We start from the raw sequence: 15,471 nt of genomic DNA, 5'->3' as shown, positions 1-15,471 counted from the left end.
GCTCCCCAGGCCAGCCGGACCCAGCAGGTGCAGCTTTTCCGTTCAAGGGCCGATCAACAAGCGTGGGATGACGAGGCCCGATGCGTGTTCAACTTCCTTGCGACGCATCGTTCTGAATGCTCGTCATCCCTATTCAGGTTAGCCCGCGTCGCTTGCCACCGGCGTGTTGAGCAGCTGCTGCTCCCAAAGATACGCGATGCCGCTGCCGCCGAAGTGCTGGATGAGAATCTCGGTCAGCCCCTCGACATGCTCGGTGCGCGCCCAATCGCGTTGCCATTCGCCAGCGAGCGCCATCACGGTCATCATGTTTGCGCCAGCCGCGATCATTCGCTGGATGGCAACTTCGTGAGACTCCTTCGAAATCCCGCCCGACGCGTCGGTGATCACGGTCACGTCCCAGCCTTCGCCGGCGGCCTGGATAACAGGCATTGCGACGCAGACCTCGGTCCACAGGCCGGCGATGATCAGCTGCTTGCGGCCGGTCGCCTTGACGACGTTCACCACATTCTCGTCCTGCCAGGTGTTCACCCAGGTGCGATCGATGACTTCCTGGTCCGGAAATACGTCGGTGATCTGCTTAAAGAGGAGTCCGCCGCGCGCCGCGATCACGCTGGTGAGAATGGTCGGAACATTGAAGGCTTTTGCTAGCTTCGCCAGCGCGGTCGTGTTGTTGACCACCATGTGCGGATCGTGGCTGTTCAGGTTTGCGAGTTGATAAGGCTGGTGATCGATCAGAACGAGGACCGAGTCTTCGGGACGAAGAAGCGAATCAAGTCCGTTACGAGGGGTCATCAAGACTTCCTTTCTCTGCCGCTATGGACGGCAATGGGTTCACGGGAGACATGCGCCAGCGGCGACGTTGCCTGGACGCAATTTGCTGTTCCTTTTGGCGATGCGGTAGTGCCATATTCGGGGAAGCTGTGTCGCGAACCGAGGAACGCCGAATTGGACATCGAAGATCTACAGACATTCGTCGCAGTGGCCGATGCAGGGGGCGTATCGGCCGCTGCGCGCCGGCTCGGCGTCTCCAAGTCAATCGTCAGCCGGCGGTTGTTCCGGCTTGAAGCGGAACTTGGCGCCCAACTCCTTGCACGAACCACCCGCGGCGCCGCTCTCACCGAAGCCGGGGTCACGTTTCGCGACCACGCAGCCAGGGTCAGCGCCGAGATCGACTTGGCCAAGGAAACGATTCTACCCGCCGGTGACCTTCGCGGCCGCCTGCGAATCGCCGTGCCGATTTCTTTCGGCCCGACTCACTTCGCCCCCGTGCTCGCGGATATGGCGCGACACCACCCGCACCTCCACATCCATACCTCCTACAGCGATCGCTTCGTCGATCTCATCGCCGAGGGTTTTGATTGTGCAATCCGGGTTGGCTACCTTCAGGACTCCAACCTGATCGCGAGACGTGTTGGGCCGATCTACGGGAAGCTGGTCGCGAGTCCGGACTACATCAAAGCGCATGGGTCGCCTGAGACGCCGGAGGAGCTCGTTGCCCATCAGGCCCTCATGCAGGGAACCGAAGCCTGGCAACTCTTGGATGGCGACAAGATCGTCATGGTTCAGCCGCAGGGCAGGTTCAAGGCCGACAACGCAACGGCGCTCGCCGCCGCAGCAGCAGCAGGACTCGGCATCGCTTGGCTCCCCGATTGCATCACCTATGACTATGTGGCCACCGGCGCGCTCGTTCCGATCATGACACGGTATCCGCCACCGCCAGCGGGTGCATATGTCATCCGCCCCCCGGGTCAGCATCCGGCACGGAAGATACGGATACTCACCGAAATGCTGATCGAGCATTTCGAACGAAATCCCCACCTCTGGGGTCTCGACCGGTAAAGCACTGACATCCGCGGAGCCTTGGCAGACGGCGCGCGACCGTGGCTCTCCTGCGAGCCGCCGACCTCAGCGACATTGCCTGCTCGTTCCACTTTCCGCGACACAGCTTGGCGCATTGCGTGGCTAGCTGCGGAGACAGCCGCTCGCTAGTTCGGGCCGTCGTCGGGCGGGTAGTACTCAACCCGCTCGCGCCGTGCAGATTGACGGAAACCGGGCATTCGCCTTCTCATCGGCGAGGGGCGAGGCCGCCCGGAAGCCCAGGAGAGGATGACGCGCATGAGTTGGAACCCAGCAATCGAACCGGGCTGCCCCGATGAGGTTGGCCTCGACGCGATCGAAACCCTCATCGTTCCGCGTTCCCGCGACCTTGGCGGTTTCGAGGTTCGGCGCGCTCTGCCGGCGCCGAAGCGGAATGGGAAGAGTTGGCGCAGGCACTTTTGCAGCAAGGCTGAGCCGGGAACTCATAAACGCGAACGGCTGAGATTGGTGGTTCTCTGCCGTCTGTCTCTTTGATCGGAACGAGCAGGTTGCGCCAATTGCCGACTTTCCCGGCTCTTCTCGTAAGCCGACCTTCCCGCTTAGGGTAGAGTCGACCCTCACCACCATTCCATTGGCTTCTCGCAGGCCATTGATGCGCCTTTCGAGCTCGGCCGAGCTGAGGCTCGGGACGCTCCCTCGGGCCGCCCGGAACACGCGTCTGCTCCCTGAGATCCTAGAAGCCGATGATGAGCGGGGCATCTGTAGAACGTCCGGGCCGCCGCTGAAGTTTACGCTGGCAGGCTATGCGATCCAGCCAGGGAGCACAGCGAAAGCATCCCCATGAGCCGCCCTTTCTCGTTTAAGCCCGCCCACTATTGTGCAGTCCCTTCTTGGTTAATCTTTTAATAACATCCTTTCCTGCGATATTTTAATCGTCTAATGTAGTGCAAAGAAACATTGGTTAGACTTGATATTTCCATTGAATTTGCCGTAAGTCTGTGGAATGTATTTTTATGCGGGTTTAAGAGGGCAAGTCGAATGGTCAGAAGTGCGGCCAGAAAACAAATATTGTTTGGTAGCATAGCGTTATTTGCGCTTGCAGGTCCGGTTGTCGTGCAAGTGAAAGCCGAGCCGAGTTGTGCTGCTTTCCAGGAGGCCGGGCCGCCAACAGAGGTGATCATAGAGGATGAAGGGCCGCGGAGCTCGCCTCCCGCATCGTTCGACCCGGCCGTCAGCGTTCGTCTCGTTTTTCCTCAAGATTATCAGGCATGGCCCTTCTCGCTAGACCCTGGCGAGATGCCCAGCAGGCAATCCGGCGAAAATTTTGTGATGCAGATGGATGGCGGTCCCCTCCCGTGGTCGATGCGGCACACTCTGGCCGGCAAGCCAATCAAGCCGAGCGATCTGCCGCCATCGTTCCGCTTCCTGCTGCACGACCGGTATAGCCTGGAAAAAGTGATCGCCGGTAGCGTGCGCATCATGACTGGACTTCCTTGGTCGTTCGATATGCCGCCTCTCGAACTCCAGCCTTCCCAGATCGATGGATTGTTCGAAGTTCTCAATCGAAAGACTTCAACATGGGAACGAAAACGCACCTATATCGCGCAATCTGGAGGTAGATTCACCGATTTTTTTAGATGTGACGCGCCGATGCCGGGAAGATTTCCACAATGTCAGCATCTTTTTGATTATAGAAACATTGATGTAACTGCGTCCTATGACGCAGACAATGTTGCAAAATGGAAAGAGATAAAGAATATTGTTACTTCCTTCCTATCGTGCGTATACATTGAAGAAATATCAGAAAAATCGGGAGTATTGATATGGGATTGAACCAAGAGCAAATCGGCTGGCTTTCTTACTATGTAGACGCGGGTGATCGCATAGGATACTACGGATTGCTGGCATCGTTTAACGAGCCATACGGCACACAAGCGCTTGGTATCGTCAGTGCGGATACGCTGATGGGTGCTGCCGCGAACATCTATATGGTCGAGTCAAGCGGAACCGCAGTTTTTCCGTACGAGACGCGAGGCGAGAAAGTTGCTCAAATTGGCCTCGACTTGATGCGTGCGGATTTTTTAGCCCGCAGTGACGGCGGAGACATAGGTTGGCAAGAAATCCAAGAGTACCATAACGATGTGTTCGTGGATCATGGCCTTGCAGTAGACGCTTGGGTACCGAATTTTGTACTGAACGCGCTCGATACGCCAGAAAAGAAAGCTGCTTTTTGGGACGATCTCGTGGAGGCAGGTCCGGTAACCGGCGCCATCACGCTCATCGAGGCTACCTTGACGGCGGAGTCCATCAGCGGCCCGGAGGCAACTCAGTATCTTCAGAGTATAATAGACGCTGGCGCGTCGGCTTCACTATTTCCCTCGCATGACTATGGGCTTTACGACATAGAACTGGCCAACGGGGTTCATGTTATCGGAGACAACCAAAGCTCGGGACCTGTAAGCGGCTATTCCGGTACCGACGTCATTATGGGTTTTGGGGGTGATGACATAATCAAGGGGCGCGGAGGTGATGATCTTCTTTATGGCGGCCTGGGAAATGACCACCTAATAGGCGGCAGTGGCAGTGACGAACTCAGTGATGACTTCGGAATAGACATCCTGGAAGGCGGTGAAGGCGAAATCGACTACTACCTGCTAGCAGACGACGGGGAGCCTGATACAATCATTGTAGGCGAAGGATACGACTGGATCGAAAGTGGTGGACCTGAGGATCGGATTGTATTCAGGACTGACATGATCGAGACGCCGCCAGGTTCATGGACGAATCCGGCGACAGGTATAGTGGGAACAACGACAGCTATCCCTATCCTTGGCGGAGTGCTGCGCAAGCGCGACGTGCGGGGCCAGGCGGCAGCTTGCTGGGCGCAAATGCATGGCATCACCATGTTGACTATGGAAGGGTTGTTCCAGCTCGAGAAAGTCGGCCCAGACCCCCTGGACGCCGCCCTCGTCACGCTGCTCGAAGGGTTGGAGAACCAGGCCGTGAACTCATAAAACTGCTTGCCAGGTGAGCAAGTGCTTGATTCAGGACTCTGGAAGGGGAGCCTTGCGATACGTCGAGCCCAACAACGAACCCTTTGTGAAACGCGCTCGCTGACATTGGTCGCCCTTCGTCATTGTTGTCGTATTGGGCTCAGCTGAGTTCTTGGGCGAGTCCGATGAGAAGCCCTTCAGGCCCGCGGATGTAGCAGAGCCGATACACGTCTTTATATTGGACTACTTCGCCTACGAGCTGCGCGCCGCGATTGCGGAGCCTTTCAAGCGTCTCGTCGATGTCGTCCACGGTGAACATGACGCGGAGATAGCCCAGAGCGTTAACCGGGGCGTTGCGGTGATCCGCGACGACAGGCGGCCTGAGGAAGCGGGATAGCTCAAGCCGGCTGTGGCCGTCCGGCGTGCGCATCATGGCAATTTCGACGTGCTGATCGCCCAGTCCAGTGACACGTCCGGCCCATTCGCCTTCGATCGTGGCCCGCCCTTCGAGCTCAAGGCCGAGCTCGCGAAAGAAATCAATCGTCCCTTCGAGATCTTCGACGACGATTCCTACGTTGTCCATCCGTTTGAGCGCCATGTGTCCAATCTACAAGGCGTCGTCCAGGCCGTAAACTCATAAGCTGCTTGCCAGTGAGCGCTGCGGAAGGCGTAAACTGTAATTTCTGCGCGACTTGTTTTTTCGCGAGCGGACGTGCCGTCACTCGCCGAGCCTGACCAGCATCTTGCCGATGTTGTCGCCCGAGAACAGGCCGAGGAATGCCTTGGGCGCGTTGTCGAGGCCCTCGACCACGGTGTCGCGCCACTTGATGCGGCCCTCGGCGATCCATTGGGTCATCTGGGCGGTAAATTCCGGCAGCAGGTCGTAGTGGTCGAGAACGATGTAGCCCCGCAGCGAGAGGCGGTTGATGACGATGCGGGCGAGATTGCGCGCCGCGTCGGCGTTGCCCTCGTCATTGTAGCCGGCGATCATGCCGCAGATGACGAAGCGCGCGTGGTCCTTCGCATTGGCCAGGGCGGCGTCGAGATGCTCGCCGCCGACATTGTCGAAATAGACGTCGATGCCTTCCGGGGCGGCCTTGGCCAATGCGGCGGTCAGATCGCCCGCGGTCTTGTAATTGATCACCATGTCCGCGCCCAACTCGTCGCGGACCCAGGCTGTCTTGGCTTCGCCGCCCACCGAGGCGATGACGCGAGCGCCCTTCGCCTTGGCGATCTGGACCGCCATCGAGCCGACGGCGCCGGCGGCGGCCGAGATGAAGATCGTTTCTCCAGCCTTCAGCTCCCCGATGCGTCCGAGGCCGACATAGGCCGTGAAGCCGGGAACACCCAACGGTCCGAGCCACGCCGGTTCGGGGGCGGCGGCGGCGTCGATCTTCGACACAGCAGACGCATCCACGATGGTGTAGTCGCGCCAGCCTGAAAAATGGCTGACCAGATCGCCCGGCTTGAACCGGTCGTCGGCGGAACGCTCGACCACGCCGACCGCAGCACCCTCCAGCGCCTCGCCGAGCTGGAACGGCGCGATGTAGCTCGGCCGGTCCCGCATGCGTCCTCGCATATAGGGGTCGACAGACATCCAAGTCGTGCGGACCAGAACCTGCCCCGGCGCGGGCTCGGGAAGGGTGCGGCTCACCACTTCGAAATTGTCGAGGCTGGGCAGCCCGTCCGGCCGGCTCTTTAGATGAATTTCGCGTGCTGCAATCGTCATGAGAATCCCCTATATAGAAGTGTACCGATGGTAACTTACGATCCGTAACTTACTATCGGTAACATAGGAGACGGCGTCCGGCCTTCCAAGCGTGCGGGGCCGGTTTCGGTTGTACCAGCGGAGCAGTTGTGGATAGACCAGCGACCAGAAAAATGCCGAAGGCGGCGCGCCGTGAGCAACTGCTCGACACGGCGCACAAGATCATCGCGGAGGAGGGAACCGAAGCGTTGACGCTCGGCCATCTCGCCGAGCGCGCCGGCGTGAGCAAGCCGATCGCCTACGAGCATTTCGCCACGCGGGCCGGGCTCCTGGTGGCCCTGTGCGACGAATACAACGACCGGCAGGTCGCGGCGCGGGAAGCGGCGCTCGCCACGGGCAGCGCTACGCTGGCGGACATCGCCGCCATTTTCGCGTCAGCCTACGTCAATTGCGTTCTCGACATCGGACCCGAAATGGGCGCTGCCTTCGATGCGCTCGCCGCCAGCGAGGAGACAGCCGCGTTCCGCCAGTCGCTGCGCCAGGGCTACATCGCGGAATACCGCAAAGGTTTCGGACAGCTCGTCGACGTCCCTCCGGCAGAGGGCAATGCCATTTTCGCCGGCTTCCTGGGCGCCGCCGAAGCACTGGCGAACGACGCCGCAGCCGGCCGCATAGACCGGGCCGCGGCGATCGAGGCGTTGTCGCGGATATTTATGTCTACACTGGAACGCTATCCGAGCAGGACTGGCTAATCGCTCAGCGCAGGTTCCGGCGCCGCTCGAGCTCGGCTTCGGTCGGCTCTTCGTGGGCGAACGATCCCGTCTTGACCGCGCCGGCCGGTTCATATTTGGCGACGATCACGCCGGTCGGATAGGACTGCGACTTCACCAGCTTCAGGCCGGCCGGGGCCACGCCGTCGCCGAACAGGCGCTTGCCCTTGCCCAGCAGCACCGGGAAGATCAGCACGTTGATCTCGTCGACCATGCCGTGTGCCCACAGCGTCTGCAGGAAATCGCTGGAGCCCTGCACGAGCAGGTCGGGACCGTCCTCGGCCTTCAGCTTCTTCAGCGCGGCGACGGCGTCGTCTCCCAGCCACTGGCTGTTGTTCCAGGAAAGCTCGGGCTTCGAGCGCGAGGCGACGTATTTCGTGACGCGGTTGAAGATGGGGGCGATCGTGTCGTGGGGATCGGTGATGTGAGGCCAGTACGCGGCGAAGATGTCGTAGGTCTTGCGGCCGAGCAGAAGGTCGTAGGGCCGGCCTAAAATCTCGTCCATCGCGCCGCCGGTCGCCTCGTCGAAGTGTGGAAACACCCAGCCGCCGAACTTGAAGCCGCTGGTCGGATCTTCTTCCGGACCGCCAGGCGCCTGCATGACGCCATCGAGGCTCACGAATGTCGCGGTGATTATTTTCCTCATCGCATTTCTCCTCGTTGAAAGAAAACCCGGCCAAAACCCCGAGATTATTCCAAGGACGGCCGGTGCGGCCGCTTTCCGACAGGGGTTGGAAAAAAATACGACGCACCGACCTTCGTCGGCGATCATGCCGCTTGTGGCGCCAACATGTTCACCACGGCCGCGACGGCCGCCCGTCGCACTTCCCATGGTAGGCGCATATGCCTTACAATGCACATGGTCGCCGAGAGCGTCGGGGCCGGAGATCGCCGCACTTGTCTCCATTCGAGCCTCGCGCCGAGACTATCCTCGCCCGCTTTCCCGGGCCTGTTACGCTGCAAATCAAGCGGAGCAGGAAGCTTGTTTCGTTCGCACTGTGCCTCGGTCTGACGATGGCCTCCGCCTGGGCCGTGGTCGTGGCAAGCAAGGACACGAACGAGTGGATCGGTTTCGCCATCTTGCTGGCATTCTTTGCTGCGCTCACGGTCAGGGTCGCGATCGCAATGCTCGTGCCCGGCGTAGGAAGCCTGACGATCGACGCTGACGGTTTGGCGTGCAAACTGGTCTTCCGGACGACGCGCATATCGTGGCAGGACGTAGTGCGAGACTTCCGCGAGGATACGATACGTCGGCTTCGGGTGGTCACGTTCGAGGTCATCGCCCCCAGCGCATGGCGAGGCGTCCCCACCAAGACCAAGCGCATCCTGCAGGACAATTTCGAGTTGGGTCGAGCCGAACTCGCCTGGCTGATGAACGAGTGGCATCGGCGGGCGCTTGCGCAGGCACCAACTCCCGAGCCTGGCTTCAGGGGCAGCGTTCCGAAAATCGGCCGGCGTTCGGGCTGAGGGCGGAATAGGCCCGGCCCGGCTTATCTAAAGCCGGGGTAATAGGTCCGTCGTCTCGCTGAATTGCTCCGCCGGCGTCTCCGCCGCAGCGGCGACGATCGAATCCAGCAGGCCCGGGAAACGCTGGTCGAGATCGGCGCGGCGCAGCGAAATCAGGCGGCTGGTGCCGGAAATCTCGGTGCGGGTGATGCCGGCTTCCCTGAGCTTGGCCAGATGGTAGCTGAGATTGGTCCTGGAGCCGAAATCGAGGAACTGGCTGCAATTCATAGGCACGCCTTCGTTGCGGGCGAGATAGCCGACGATGGCCAACCGCGTCTGGTCGCCGAGCACGGCCAGCACATTGGCAAGGTCGATCTGGTCGATCGAAGGGTGAGGCAAGATCATGGGTCGAAAGTAAAGGCGTTCAGGGCTCGATTCAATACGGCGCAGGGTTCCTGGCCAAGTCTAGGTTTGAATTTCGGCTGCGGGTGCGCCCACGAGAAGGAGAGAGATTAAAAGCGGCGGCCAATCCGCGACGGCTATCTCTTTCCCGGCTGGAGCTATGTTGCAAATGACTACCGTTGATTTCCAAGGGTTTCCTGCGACCATTGGCAGCTCCGGGTGACATGGACGCGCCATATTTGGGCGTTCATGAATGGCAGGCGCGAAGCTGAGAAAATCCGAAATGAAAATTCTAAAGACAATTGCGGTTGCGGCTCTGGTTTCGGGTTGTGCCGGTACGATTCAGCCGGCGGTTCCGACAGTCGATTTCGGCCCCCAGGCCCTGATCCTGATCAATTCCTACAGGACCAGTCGCGGCCTTTCTCCCCTGGTCGCTCACGATGGGTTGAAGGCTTTGGCGAGGCAGCACAGCCAGCACCAAGCAGCCCGGAGTGCCCTCGGCCACGATGGTTTCCGCCAGAGATCAGCTCAGGCCAAGGCTGCTGGGACCAGCGGAGTATGTACGGAAAACGTTGGTTTTCGTTATCAAAATGCGCAGCAGCTTTTTTCAGGATGGAGGAATTCCACAGCCCACAACACCAACCTGCTTAGGCCTAACATGCGATATGCGGGAACTTCCGTGGTCGGGGCTTACGCAACTTTCTTCGCGTGTGGGTAAAACAGCTTCGGACCCGTTGATCACAAGATTTGAGTGTTGCCCGAGCCCGAATGTGATTGTCACGTTCGGGGCATCCGGACCTCATGTGCGTGACAAATCCTGCCGTGCTCAAGATCCGTGCGTTGCCATGCGGATCTAGGGAAGCATCGCAGCTATCACGTCATTGCGCCTCGTATCATTTAGTGAACTTGTCGCCTCGGAACCTTCGATCGGATTACGCGCTTGGAGAGCCTAAATCCGAAAATTCGCAACCATGGTGGGAGGAACGATAGCGCTATGGCCAAAACGGAAAATGGAACTTCACAAATGCTAGAGGTGCGTGTCGCAGACCTCGCATCGAAAATGCGAAGCGCCCAGGTTACCGAGGACGAGATGAAAGCTTTCCAAAAGGTCGCTTCTTTGATGGGAGGCGAAGCGGGTTCCCTGCGGCTCAACGCCGATGACTTGATTGCCGCTTCCTTCGTCGCAGAGGCGCTCAGCGATTCGACGCCGAAACGACAGAGCTAGTGGCGCCTACGGGCCCTTGCCACGCATCGGCTATCGGGCGCTTCGATCCCATTGCCGACCCCGTCAAAAAAACGCCGTTAACCAATTTTTTCAACCAGCCAGTGCTTATGCGCAGGGTTGAAAGGGTGAGGTGATCGATGGGTGATTCAAACATAAGTGCATTTCCGCTGCATCGGCGGCGGAAATTGGTGGAGGGGATCGCCCGGGTTCTGGAATCCAAGAACGGGGAAGAAGCGAATGCCTTCTGGCGCAGCACCGCCAAACAAATTCTCATTCAATTGTCCGAATCAGGAATTGCACCCGGGCTCGCCGAACGGGAAGTTGGAACGCTTCTTCACGCAGTCTTGAGCGATATGGCCACCCGGAGCGCCGCGAAATTTGCGCAATAGCATCGGCTGGCGCCCATCTTGACGCTGGGCAGTCAGCTTTGCGGCGCTAAGCCGTCGAGATTGCGGGCGAAAATCTGACTGGATAGGGATGCTCAGTCGGCTTCGTTGCGCCGCAAGCGCAGGCCGTCCACGAAGACGTCCACGAGGCGAATGACCGTTTCCTGCCAGCCGGGCTGCTCGCGTGTGTAGCACATGCCGAACACGGCACGCATCACGTCCTCGGCCGCGATGTCGTCGCGGATCTGGCCGGCCGCGGCCGCCGCCGCCATCAGGCCGTCGACGGAGCGGGTCAGCCGCGCGGCGGAATCTGCAAAAAGCTCGGTCGAACTGCCGGTGGCAGGGGCCAGAGCCGCAATCATGCCCTTCTTTGTAGCAACCATTCCGATACTGGCGTGGAGCCAGCGGCGCAGCGCCTCCAGCGGTGATGATCCTTCCGCGGCGAGCGCTCCGGCGAGATCGACAAGCTGGTCAACCTCGCGGCGGTAAACAGCCTCAAACAGGGCCTCGCGCGTCGGGAAATGCCGGTAGAGCGTGCCGATGCCGACCCCAGCGACGCGGGCCACGGCTTCGAGGCTCGCATCCGGACCGCCCGCGTTGAAGATGTCCCGCGCCGCGACAAGCAGCAGGTCGCGGTTTCGCAGGGAATCTGCGCGCGGTTTCCGGTTTGGCTTTTCGGACTGCTGTCCCATTTCTCCTGTCATTCCATTACCGCTTGCAAAACGGAGGCATCCTCCGTATAGTCTTTCTGCACGGCCGACGCGACCCTCTGTCTTGGTGGCACGCAGGCCCTGCATCGAAAGAATGCTGCTGCCTGCCTCGCACAGCCGACCCACCACGTCGATACAAATCTGAAGACATCCCGATCGGAGCAACCATGACTCTGTCCATCTGCCTTACGGTTAATGGCGTCCGCAAGGACGTCATACTTGACGACCCGAGGGTAACGCTGCTCGACCTTCTGCGCGAGCGGCTCGACCTGACCGGAACGAAGAAAGGCTGCGACCGCGGCCAATGCGGCGCCTGCACGGTACTGGTCGACGGTCGGCGGATCAATGCCTGCCTGGCGCTGGCTGTTAGCCTCGACGGCGCTGATGTGCTGACCATCGAAGGCCTCGCGGATGGCGATCGGCTCGACCCGGTACAGACAGCGTTCATCGCCCGTGACGGCTTTCAGTGCGGTTTCTGCACGCCTGGTCAGATCATGAGCGCGGTCGGGTTGATCCGCGAGGGCGAGGCCGGGGACGACCCGGAACGCATCCGCGAGGGCATGAGCGGCAATCTGTGCCGCTGCGGCGCCTATGCCGGAATCGTCGAGGCCGTGCTCGATGCGCAGCGCCTTGCCAATGAAGAACGGAGGGTCGCATGAACCTGTTCGATTACGTCCGGCCTGTATCGGTGGCCGAAGCCGTCGCGGCAGCCTCCGAACCCGGCGCTGCCTATCTTGCCGCCGGCACCAATCTCGTCGACCTGATGAAGGTCGGTGCACTGCGACCGAGCCGCCTCGTCGATGTCACGCGGCTGCCTGGGCTCGACCGGATCGAGATGCTGGCGGATGGCGGCGTGCGTATCGGCGCCATGGTTCGCAATGCGGATCTGGCCCGCGACCAGGCTTTCGCGACCGCTCATCCGGCGGTGGCGGAGGCACTGCTCTCCGGCGCTTCGCCACAGCTTCGCAATACCGCCACGGTCGGCGGCAATTTGATGCAACGTACCCGCTGTGCGTATTTCTACGACACCGCAAGCGCCTGCAACCGGCGAGAGCCGGGTGCGGGCTGCGAGGCGCTGGCGGGCGAGAACCGGACGCATGCGGTCCTTGGCTGGTCCGAGGCATGCATCGCCACGAACCCATCCGATTTTTGCGTCCCGCTCGTCGCTTTTGACGCGGTGGTCGAGATCGAGGGACCGAGGGGGCGCCGAGACGTGCCGCTCGAACACTTCCACCTGCTTCCCGGTACGACGCCCGCGCGCGAAAGCGTTCTTGTGGCGGGCGAACTGATCACTGGACTGCGTCTCCCACCGGAGGCGGCCGGCTTCCGCGCACATGCCCGCTATCTGAAGCTGCGCGAACGCACCTCCTTCGCCTTCGCCCTCGTCTCGGCCGCCGCGGCGCTGCGGATCGAGGGTGGGACGATACGCTCGGCGCGGCTTGCGCTGGGCGGCGTTGCCGCCAAACCCTGGCGCGCTCGCGCCTCCGAGGCGCTGTTGCTGGGTGCAACACCGAACGTCGAGGCTTTCGCGCGAGCGGCAGATGCGGCGCTCGCCGACGCGATGCCCTCGGGCGACAACGCCTTCAAGATCGAACTTGCAAAGCGGGTGATCAAACGCGCCTTCCTGCTCGCGGCGGCCGGAACGCCGAAACGCATGCCCGCGCTGCCCGCCTCCGCCTTCAGCTCTGACACCGGGGTCCTCTCTCATGCTTGACACCATTCCATTTCCAGCGGCGCCACACGTCCGTCTTGGCTCCAGCAGCGGCCAGCCTCTGACCCGCCGCGACGGCCTGCTCAAGGTCACCGGTGCGGCGACCTATGCCGCCGACAACCATCCCGCCGGGATGCTGCATGCCGTCGTCGCGGTCAGCACGATCGCCCGCGGACGGGTGGCCTCTCTCGATGTCGCGGCGGCCAAAGCCCATCCCGGCGTCGTCGACGTGATCACACCTGCCAACCGCCCGCCGCTGGCAATGGATCCGGACGGCAAGCACGGCCTGTTCGGCTTCCGCTTCGAGGCGCTGCAGAACGAGCGGGTGCGCTATGCCAAGCAGCCGATCGCAGTCGTTGTCGCCGAGACGCTGGAAGCCGCGACCGAGGGCGCCCGCCTTCTGGCCCCGACCTATGAGGTGGAGCCGGCGCGCATCGGCTTCGAAAACGGCGAGCGCCACAATCCGCCTACTGTCGGCATCGGCTCACCGGCCGATTTCGATCGCGGCGACCTGGCTGCCGGTCTCGGGGCGGCCACGCACTTGATCGAGACGGAATACGAGACGCCTGCCCAGTATCACAACGCAATGGAGCCGCATGCCATCGTTGCCGACTGGAACGGCGACCGACTGACCATCGACACCCCGAACCAGGCGATCCTGATGGCGCGAGCAGGATTTGCGGCGTTCTTCGGCATTCCGGCCGAGAACGTGCTGCTGCGCAGCCCATTTCTGGGCGGTGGCTTCGGATCGAAGGCGATCCTGGCCGGTCCGCAGATCCTCTGCATTCTGGCGGCGCGGATGCTTGGGCGGCCGGTCAAGCTGGTCTTGCCCCGCGACCAGATGTTCGGACCCGTAGGACATCGCGGAGCAACGCAACAGCGTCTGCGGCTCGGTCTCGATGCCGAGGGGCGGCTGACGGCGCTGGAGCACCGCGCCGTGGCCATGACCAGCAGCTTCGACGAATTCATAGAGCCTGCCGCGAATGCTTCCCACAACCTCTACGCCAGTCCCGCAATCTCGACCCGGCACAGCGCGGTGCGGGCCGATATCGGAACGCCAGGCCCGATGCGGGCGCCCGGTGAAGCCACCGGCTCTGCCGCCCTTGAATGCGCGATGGACGAGGCCGCATTGGCCTGCGGCATCGATCCGCTGGAAATGCGCCTGCGCAACTACGCCGAGACGGATCCCGCGACGGGCAGGGCATTTTCGGCCAAGGCGCTGCGCGAGTGCTATGTGCAAGGCGCCGAACGGTTCGGCTGGGCCGGCCGGCCCCTGGCGCCGCGGCAGATGCGCGACGATTCCGGTCTCCTTGTCGGCTGGGGCATGGGCAGTGCGCTGTTCCCTGCGCCGATGTTTCAGGCCGAGGCGCGCGCGACGCTACGCAGCGACGGCACCGCGCTGGTCGAGACCGCCGCCGCCGACATGGGCCAAGGCGCCTGGACCGCGCTTGCCCAGATAGCCGCTGACGGGCTCGGTCTCGATATCGATAAGGTCGAGTTTCGCGCCGGCTCATCGGAGCTTCCCGACGGCGGAGTCGCCGGCGGCTCGGGCCATACCGCGACGGCCGGCAGCGCGCTGCACAGCGCGGGTACCGACGTCATCGGCAAGCTCGCCGAGATTGCCGTCAACGACCCGGACTCTCCGCTGTTCGGCGCCGGCAATGCAGGGGTCGAGGCTCACGGCGGTCGGCTTTACCACCGCGCGGACGAGACCCGGAGCGAGAGCTATTCCGATATCCTCGCGCGGGCTGGTCTCCAGACTCTTGAGGGGAACGGCAAGGGCGGCCGGGATCCGGCCAACGCGGAAGCGCGGGCGATGTTCTCGCATGGCGCGGTTTTTGCCGAGGTCAAGGTCGACCCCGATCTCGGCCAGGTCAGGGTCACGCGGCTCGTCGGCGCTTTCGCCGCAGGGCGGATCATCAACCCCAGGCTGGCGCGCAGCCAGCTTTACGGTGGGATGATCTGGGGTCTCTCCTTCGCACTGCACGAAGAGGCGATCCACGACCGCCGCACGGGCCGGCCGATGAATGCCGACCTGGCCGGCTATCACGTCCCGGTCCATGCCGACATTCCCGCGATGGAGGCGCTGCTGGTCGACGAGGATGACCCCTACGTCAATGCGCTGGGGATCAAGGGCGTCGGCGAAATCGGCATCACCGGCACGGTAGGCGCAATCGCGAATGCCATCTGGCACGCGACTGGAACAAGGGCGCACCGCTTTCCGATCCGGATCGAGGACTTAACGGAGTAGATCAAAGCAGGGATGCTTCGGCGCGTTCGTGCGTAGTGCTGCACGATCCGT

The 15,471-nt window shown here is 61.7% G+C and carries 17 protein-coding genes and 1 pseudogene; 12 read left to right on the top strand and 6 right to left on the bottom strand.

Going from position 1 to position 15,471, the window contains the following annotated elements; translation table 11 throughout:
• Positions 1-138 precede the first annotated feature (138 nt).
• Positions 139-792: a hydrolase gene (locus ACG873_RS17800; protein ID WP_394886348.1), complete on the bottom strand. Its 654-nt coding sequence runs from the start codon at positions 790-792 to the stop codon at positions 139-141.
• Positions 793-945: 153 nt separating this feature from the next.
• On the opposite strand from ACG873_RS17800, the gene ACG873_RS17795 reads away from it, so the two are divergent.
• The 4 genes and pseudogenes from ACG873_RS17795 (at position 946) to ACG873_RS17780 (ending at position 4,832) form a co-directional block, all read left to right on the top strand.
• The gene (locus ACG873_RS17795; RefSeq protein WP_394886347.1) at positions 946-1,839 is read left to right on the top strand and encodes a LysR family transcriptional regulator; all 894 of its coding nucleotides are present in this window, start codon (positions 946-948) and stop codon (positions 1,837-1,839) included.
• A 276-nt stretch (positions 1,840-2,115) separates the two neighbouring features.
• Positions 2,116-2,250: pseudogene (locus ACG873_RS17790) on the top strand (pirin family protein); the annotation flags it as partial.
• A 606-nt stretch (positions 2,251-2,856) separates the two neighbouring features.
• The gene (locus ACG873_RS17785) at positions 2,857-3,651 is read left to right on the top strand and encodes a hypothetical protein (protein ID WP_394886345.1); all 795 of its coding nucleotides are present in this window, start codon (positions 2,857-2,859) and stop codon (positions 3,649-3,651) included.
• Positions 3,642-4,832 carry a calcium-binding protein gene (locus ACG873_RS17780; RefSeq protein ID WP_394886344.1) on the top strand — a complete coding sequence of 397 codons (1,191 nt, stop codon included), beginning with the start codon at positions 3,642-3,644 and terminating at the stop codon, positions 4,830-4,832. The genes ACG873_RS17785 and ACG873_RS17780 overlap by 10 nt, the downstream gene beginning before the upstream one ends.
• Positions 4,833-4,971: 139 nt before the next feature.
• On the opposite strand, the gene ACG873_RS17775 is transcribed toward ACG873_RS17780, so the two are convergent.
• Positions 4,972-5,409, bottom strand: coding sequence for a VOC family protein (locus tag ACG873_RS17775; protein WP_394886342.1), 438 nt, complete (start codon positions 5,407-5,409; stop codon positions 4,972-4,974).
• Between the two features lie 120 nt (positions 5,410-5,529).
• Entirely contained in the window at positions 5,530-6,540 is a 1,011-nt protein-coding gene (locus tag ACG873_RS17770) for an NADP-dependent oxidoreductase (protein ID WP_394886340.1), read from the bottom strand.
• 128 nt (positions 6,541-6,668) lie between these two features.
• On the opposite strand from ACG873_RS17770, the gene ACG873_RS17765 reads away from it, so the two are divergent.
• Positions 6,669-7,271, top strand: coding sequence for a TetR/AcrR family transcriptional regulator (locus ACG873_RS17765; RefSeq protein WP_394886338.1), 603 nt, complete (start codon positions 6,669-6,671; stop codon positions 7,269-7,271).
• Between the two features lie 4 nt (positions 7,272-7,275).
• Here ACG873_RS17765 and ACG873_RS17760 read toward each other — a convergent pair whose 3' ends face one another.
• Positions 7,276-7,935: a dihydrofolate reductase family protein gene (locus ACG873_RS17760; protein WP_394886336.1), complete on the bottom strand. Its 660-nt coding sequence runs from the start codon at positions 7,933-7,935 to the stop codon at positions 7,276-7,278.
• Between the two features lie 251 nt (positions 7,936-8,186).
• Here ACG873_RS17760 and ACG873_RS17755 point away from each other — a divergent pair, with 251 nt between their 5' ends.
• Positions 8,187-8,756 carry a hypothetical protein gene (locus tag ACG873_RS17755; protein ID WP_394886334.1) on the top strand — a complete coding sequence of 190 codons (570 nt, stop codon included), beginning with the start codon at positions 8,187-8,189 and terminating at the stop codon, positions 8,754-8,756.
• 27 nt (positions 8,757-8,783) lie between these two features.
• Here the strand turns inward: ACG873_RS17755 and ACG873_RS17750 are convergent, their stop codons facing one another.
• A complete protein-coding gene (locus ACG873_RS17750; RefSeq protein WP_394886332.1) occupies positions 8,784-9,140 on the bottom strand; it encodes an ArsR/SmtB family transcription factor in 357 nt (118 codons plus the stop codon).
• A 250-nt stretch (positions 9,141-9,390) separates the two neighbouring features.
• On the opposite strand from ACG873_RS17750, the gene ACG873_RS17745 reads away from it, so the two are divergent.
• The 3 genes from ACG873_RS17745 (at position 9,391) to ACG873_RS17735 (ending at position 10,751) form a co-directional block, all read left to right on the top strand.
• Complete coding sequence (locus ACG873_RS17745; protein ID WP_394886330.1) at positions 9,391-9,855, top strand: CAP domain-containing protein; 465 nt, start codon at positions 9,391-9,393, stop codon at positions 9,853-9,855.
• A gap of 276 nt (positions 9,856-10,131) precedes the next feature.
• Positions 10,132-10,362 carry a hypothetical protein gene (locus ACG873_RS17740; protein ID WP_394886328.1) on the top strand — a complete coding sequence of 77 codons (231 nt, stop codon included), beginning with the start codon at positions 10,132-10,134 and terminating at the stop codon, positions 10,360-10,362.
• Positions 10,363-10,499: 137 nt separating this feature from the next.
• Entirely contained in the window at positions 10,500-10,751 is a 252-nt protein-coding gene (locus tag ACG873_RS17735; RefSeq protein WP_394886326.1) for a DUF6074 family protein, read from the top strand.
• Between the two features lie 92 nt (positions 10,752-10,843).
• Here the strand turns inward: ACG873_RS17735 and ACG873_RS17730 are convergent, their stop codons facing one another.
• Positions 10,844-11,440, bottom strand: a complete 597-nt coding sequence (locus ACG873_RS17730; protein ID WP_394886324.1) for a TetR/AcrR family transcriptional regulator — start codon at positions 11,438-11,440, stop codon at positions 10,844-10,846.
• 185 nt (positions 11,441-11,625) lie between these two features.
• Here ACG873_RS17730 and ACG873_RS17725 point away from each other — a divergent pair, with 185 nt between their 5' ends.
• Genes ACG873_RS17725 through ACG873_RS17715 form a run of 3 tightly spaced genes read left to right on the top strand, consistent with a single transcriptional unit; the run spans position 11,626 to position 15,420 of the window.
• A complete protein-coding gene (locus ACG873_RS17725; RefSeq protein WP_394886322.1) occupies positions 11,626-12,117 on the top strand; it encodes a (2Fe-2S)-binding protein in 492 nt (163 codons plus the stop codon).
• Entirely contained in the window at positions 12,114-13,172 is a 1,059-nt protein-coding gene (locus ACG873_RS17720; RefSeq protein ID WP_394886320.1) for an FAD binding domain-containing protein, read from the top strand. The genes ACG873_RS17725 and ACG873_RS17720 overlap by 4 nt, the downstream gene beginning before the upstream one ends.
• A complete protein-coding gene (locus ACG873_RS17715) occupies positions 13,165-15,420 on the top strand; it encodes a xanthine dehydrogenase family protein molybdopterin-binding subunit (RefSeq protein ID WP_394886319.1) in 2,256 nt (751 codons plus the stop codon). The genes ACG873_RS17720 and ACG873_RS17715 overlap by 8 nt, the downstream gene beginning before the upstream one ends.
• Positions 15,421-15,471 lie beyond the last annotated feature (51 nt).

This window comes from Allomesorhizobium aridi (assembly GCF_043769475.1).
Classification (GTDB): domain Bacteria; phylum Pseudomonadota; class Alphaproteobacteria; order Rhizobiales; family Rhizobiaceae; genus Allomesorhizobium.
This window is presented reverse-complemented; position numbering and strand designations above follow the sequence as displayed.

Coding starts and splice junctions, on each gene's coding strand:
- ACG873_RS17800 (WP_394886348.1), bottom strand. CDS start 792: ATGACCCCTCGTAACGGACTTGATTCGCTTCTTCGTCCCGAAGACTCG.
- ACG873_RS17785 (WP_394886345.1), top strand. CDS start 2,857: ATGGTCAGAAGTGCGGCCAGAAAACAAATATTGTTTGGTAGCATAGCG.
- ACG873_RS17780 (WP_394886344.1), top strand. CDS start 3,642: ATGGGATTGAACCAAGAGCAAATCGGCTGGCTTTCTTACTATGTAGAC.
- ACG873_RS17775 (WP_394886342.1), bottom strand. CDS start 5,409: ATGGCGCTCAAACGGATGGACAACGTAGGAATCGTCGTCGAAGATCTC.
- ACG873_RS17770 (WP_394886340.1), bottom strand. CDS start 6,540: ATGACGATTGCAGCACGCGAAATTCATCTAAAGAGCCGGCCGGACGGG.
- ACG873_RS17760 (WP_394886336.1), bottom strand. CDS start 7,935: ATGAGGAAAATAATCACCGCGACATTCGTGAGCCTCGATGGCGTCATG.
- ACG873_RS17750 (WP_394886332.1), bottom strand. CDS start 9,140: ATGATCTTGCCTCACCCTTCGATCGACCAGATCGACCTTGCCAATGTG.
- ACG873_RS17745 (WP_394886330.1), top strand. CDS start 9,391: ATGGCAGGCGCGAAGCTGAGAAAATCCGAAATGAAAATTCTAAAGACA.
- ACG873_RS17740 (WP_394886328.1), top strand. CDS start 10,132: ATGGCCAAAACGGAAAATGGAACTTCACAAATGCTAGAGGTGCGTGTC.
- ACG873_RS17735 (WP_394886326.1), top strand. CDS start 10,500: ATGGGTGATTCAAACATAAGTGCATTTCCGCTGCATCGGCGGCGGAAA.
- ACG873_RS17730 (WP_394886324.1), bottom strand. CDS start 11,440: ATGGGACAGCAGTCCGAAAAGCCAAACCGGAAACCGCGCGCAGATTCC.
- ACG873_RS17725 (WP_394886322.1), top strand. CDS start 11,626: ATGACTCTGTCCATCTGCCTTACGGTTAATGGCGTCCGCAAGGACGTC.
- ACG873_RS17720 (WP_394886320.1), top strand. CDS start 12,114: ATGAACCTGTTCGATTACGTCCGGCCTGTATCGGTGGCCGAAGCCGTC.
- ACG873_RS17715 (WP_394886319.1), top strand. CDS start 13,165: ATGCTTGACACCATTCCATTTCCAGCGGCGCCACACGTCCGTCTTGGC.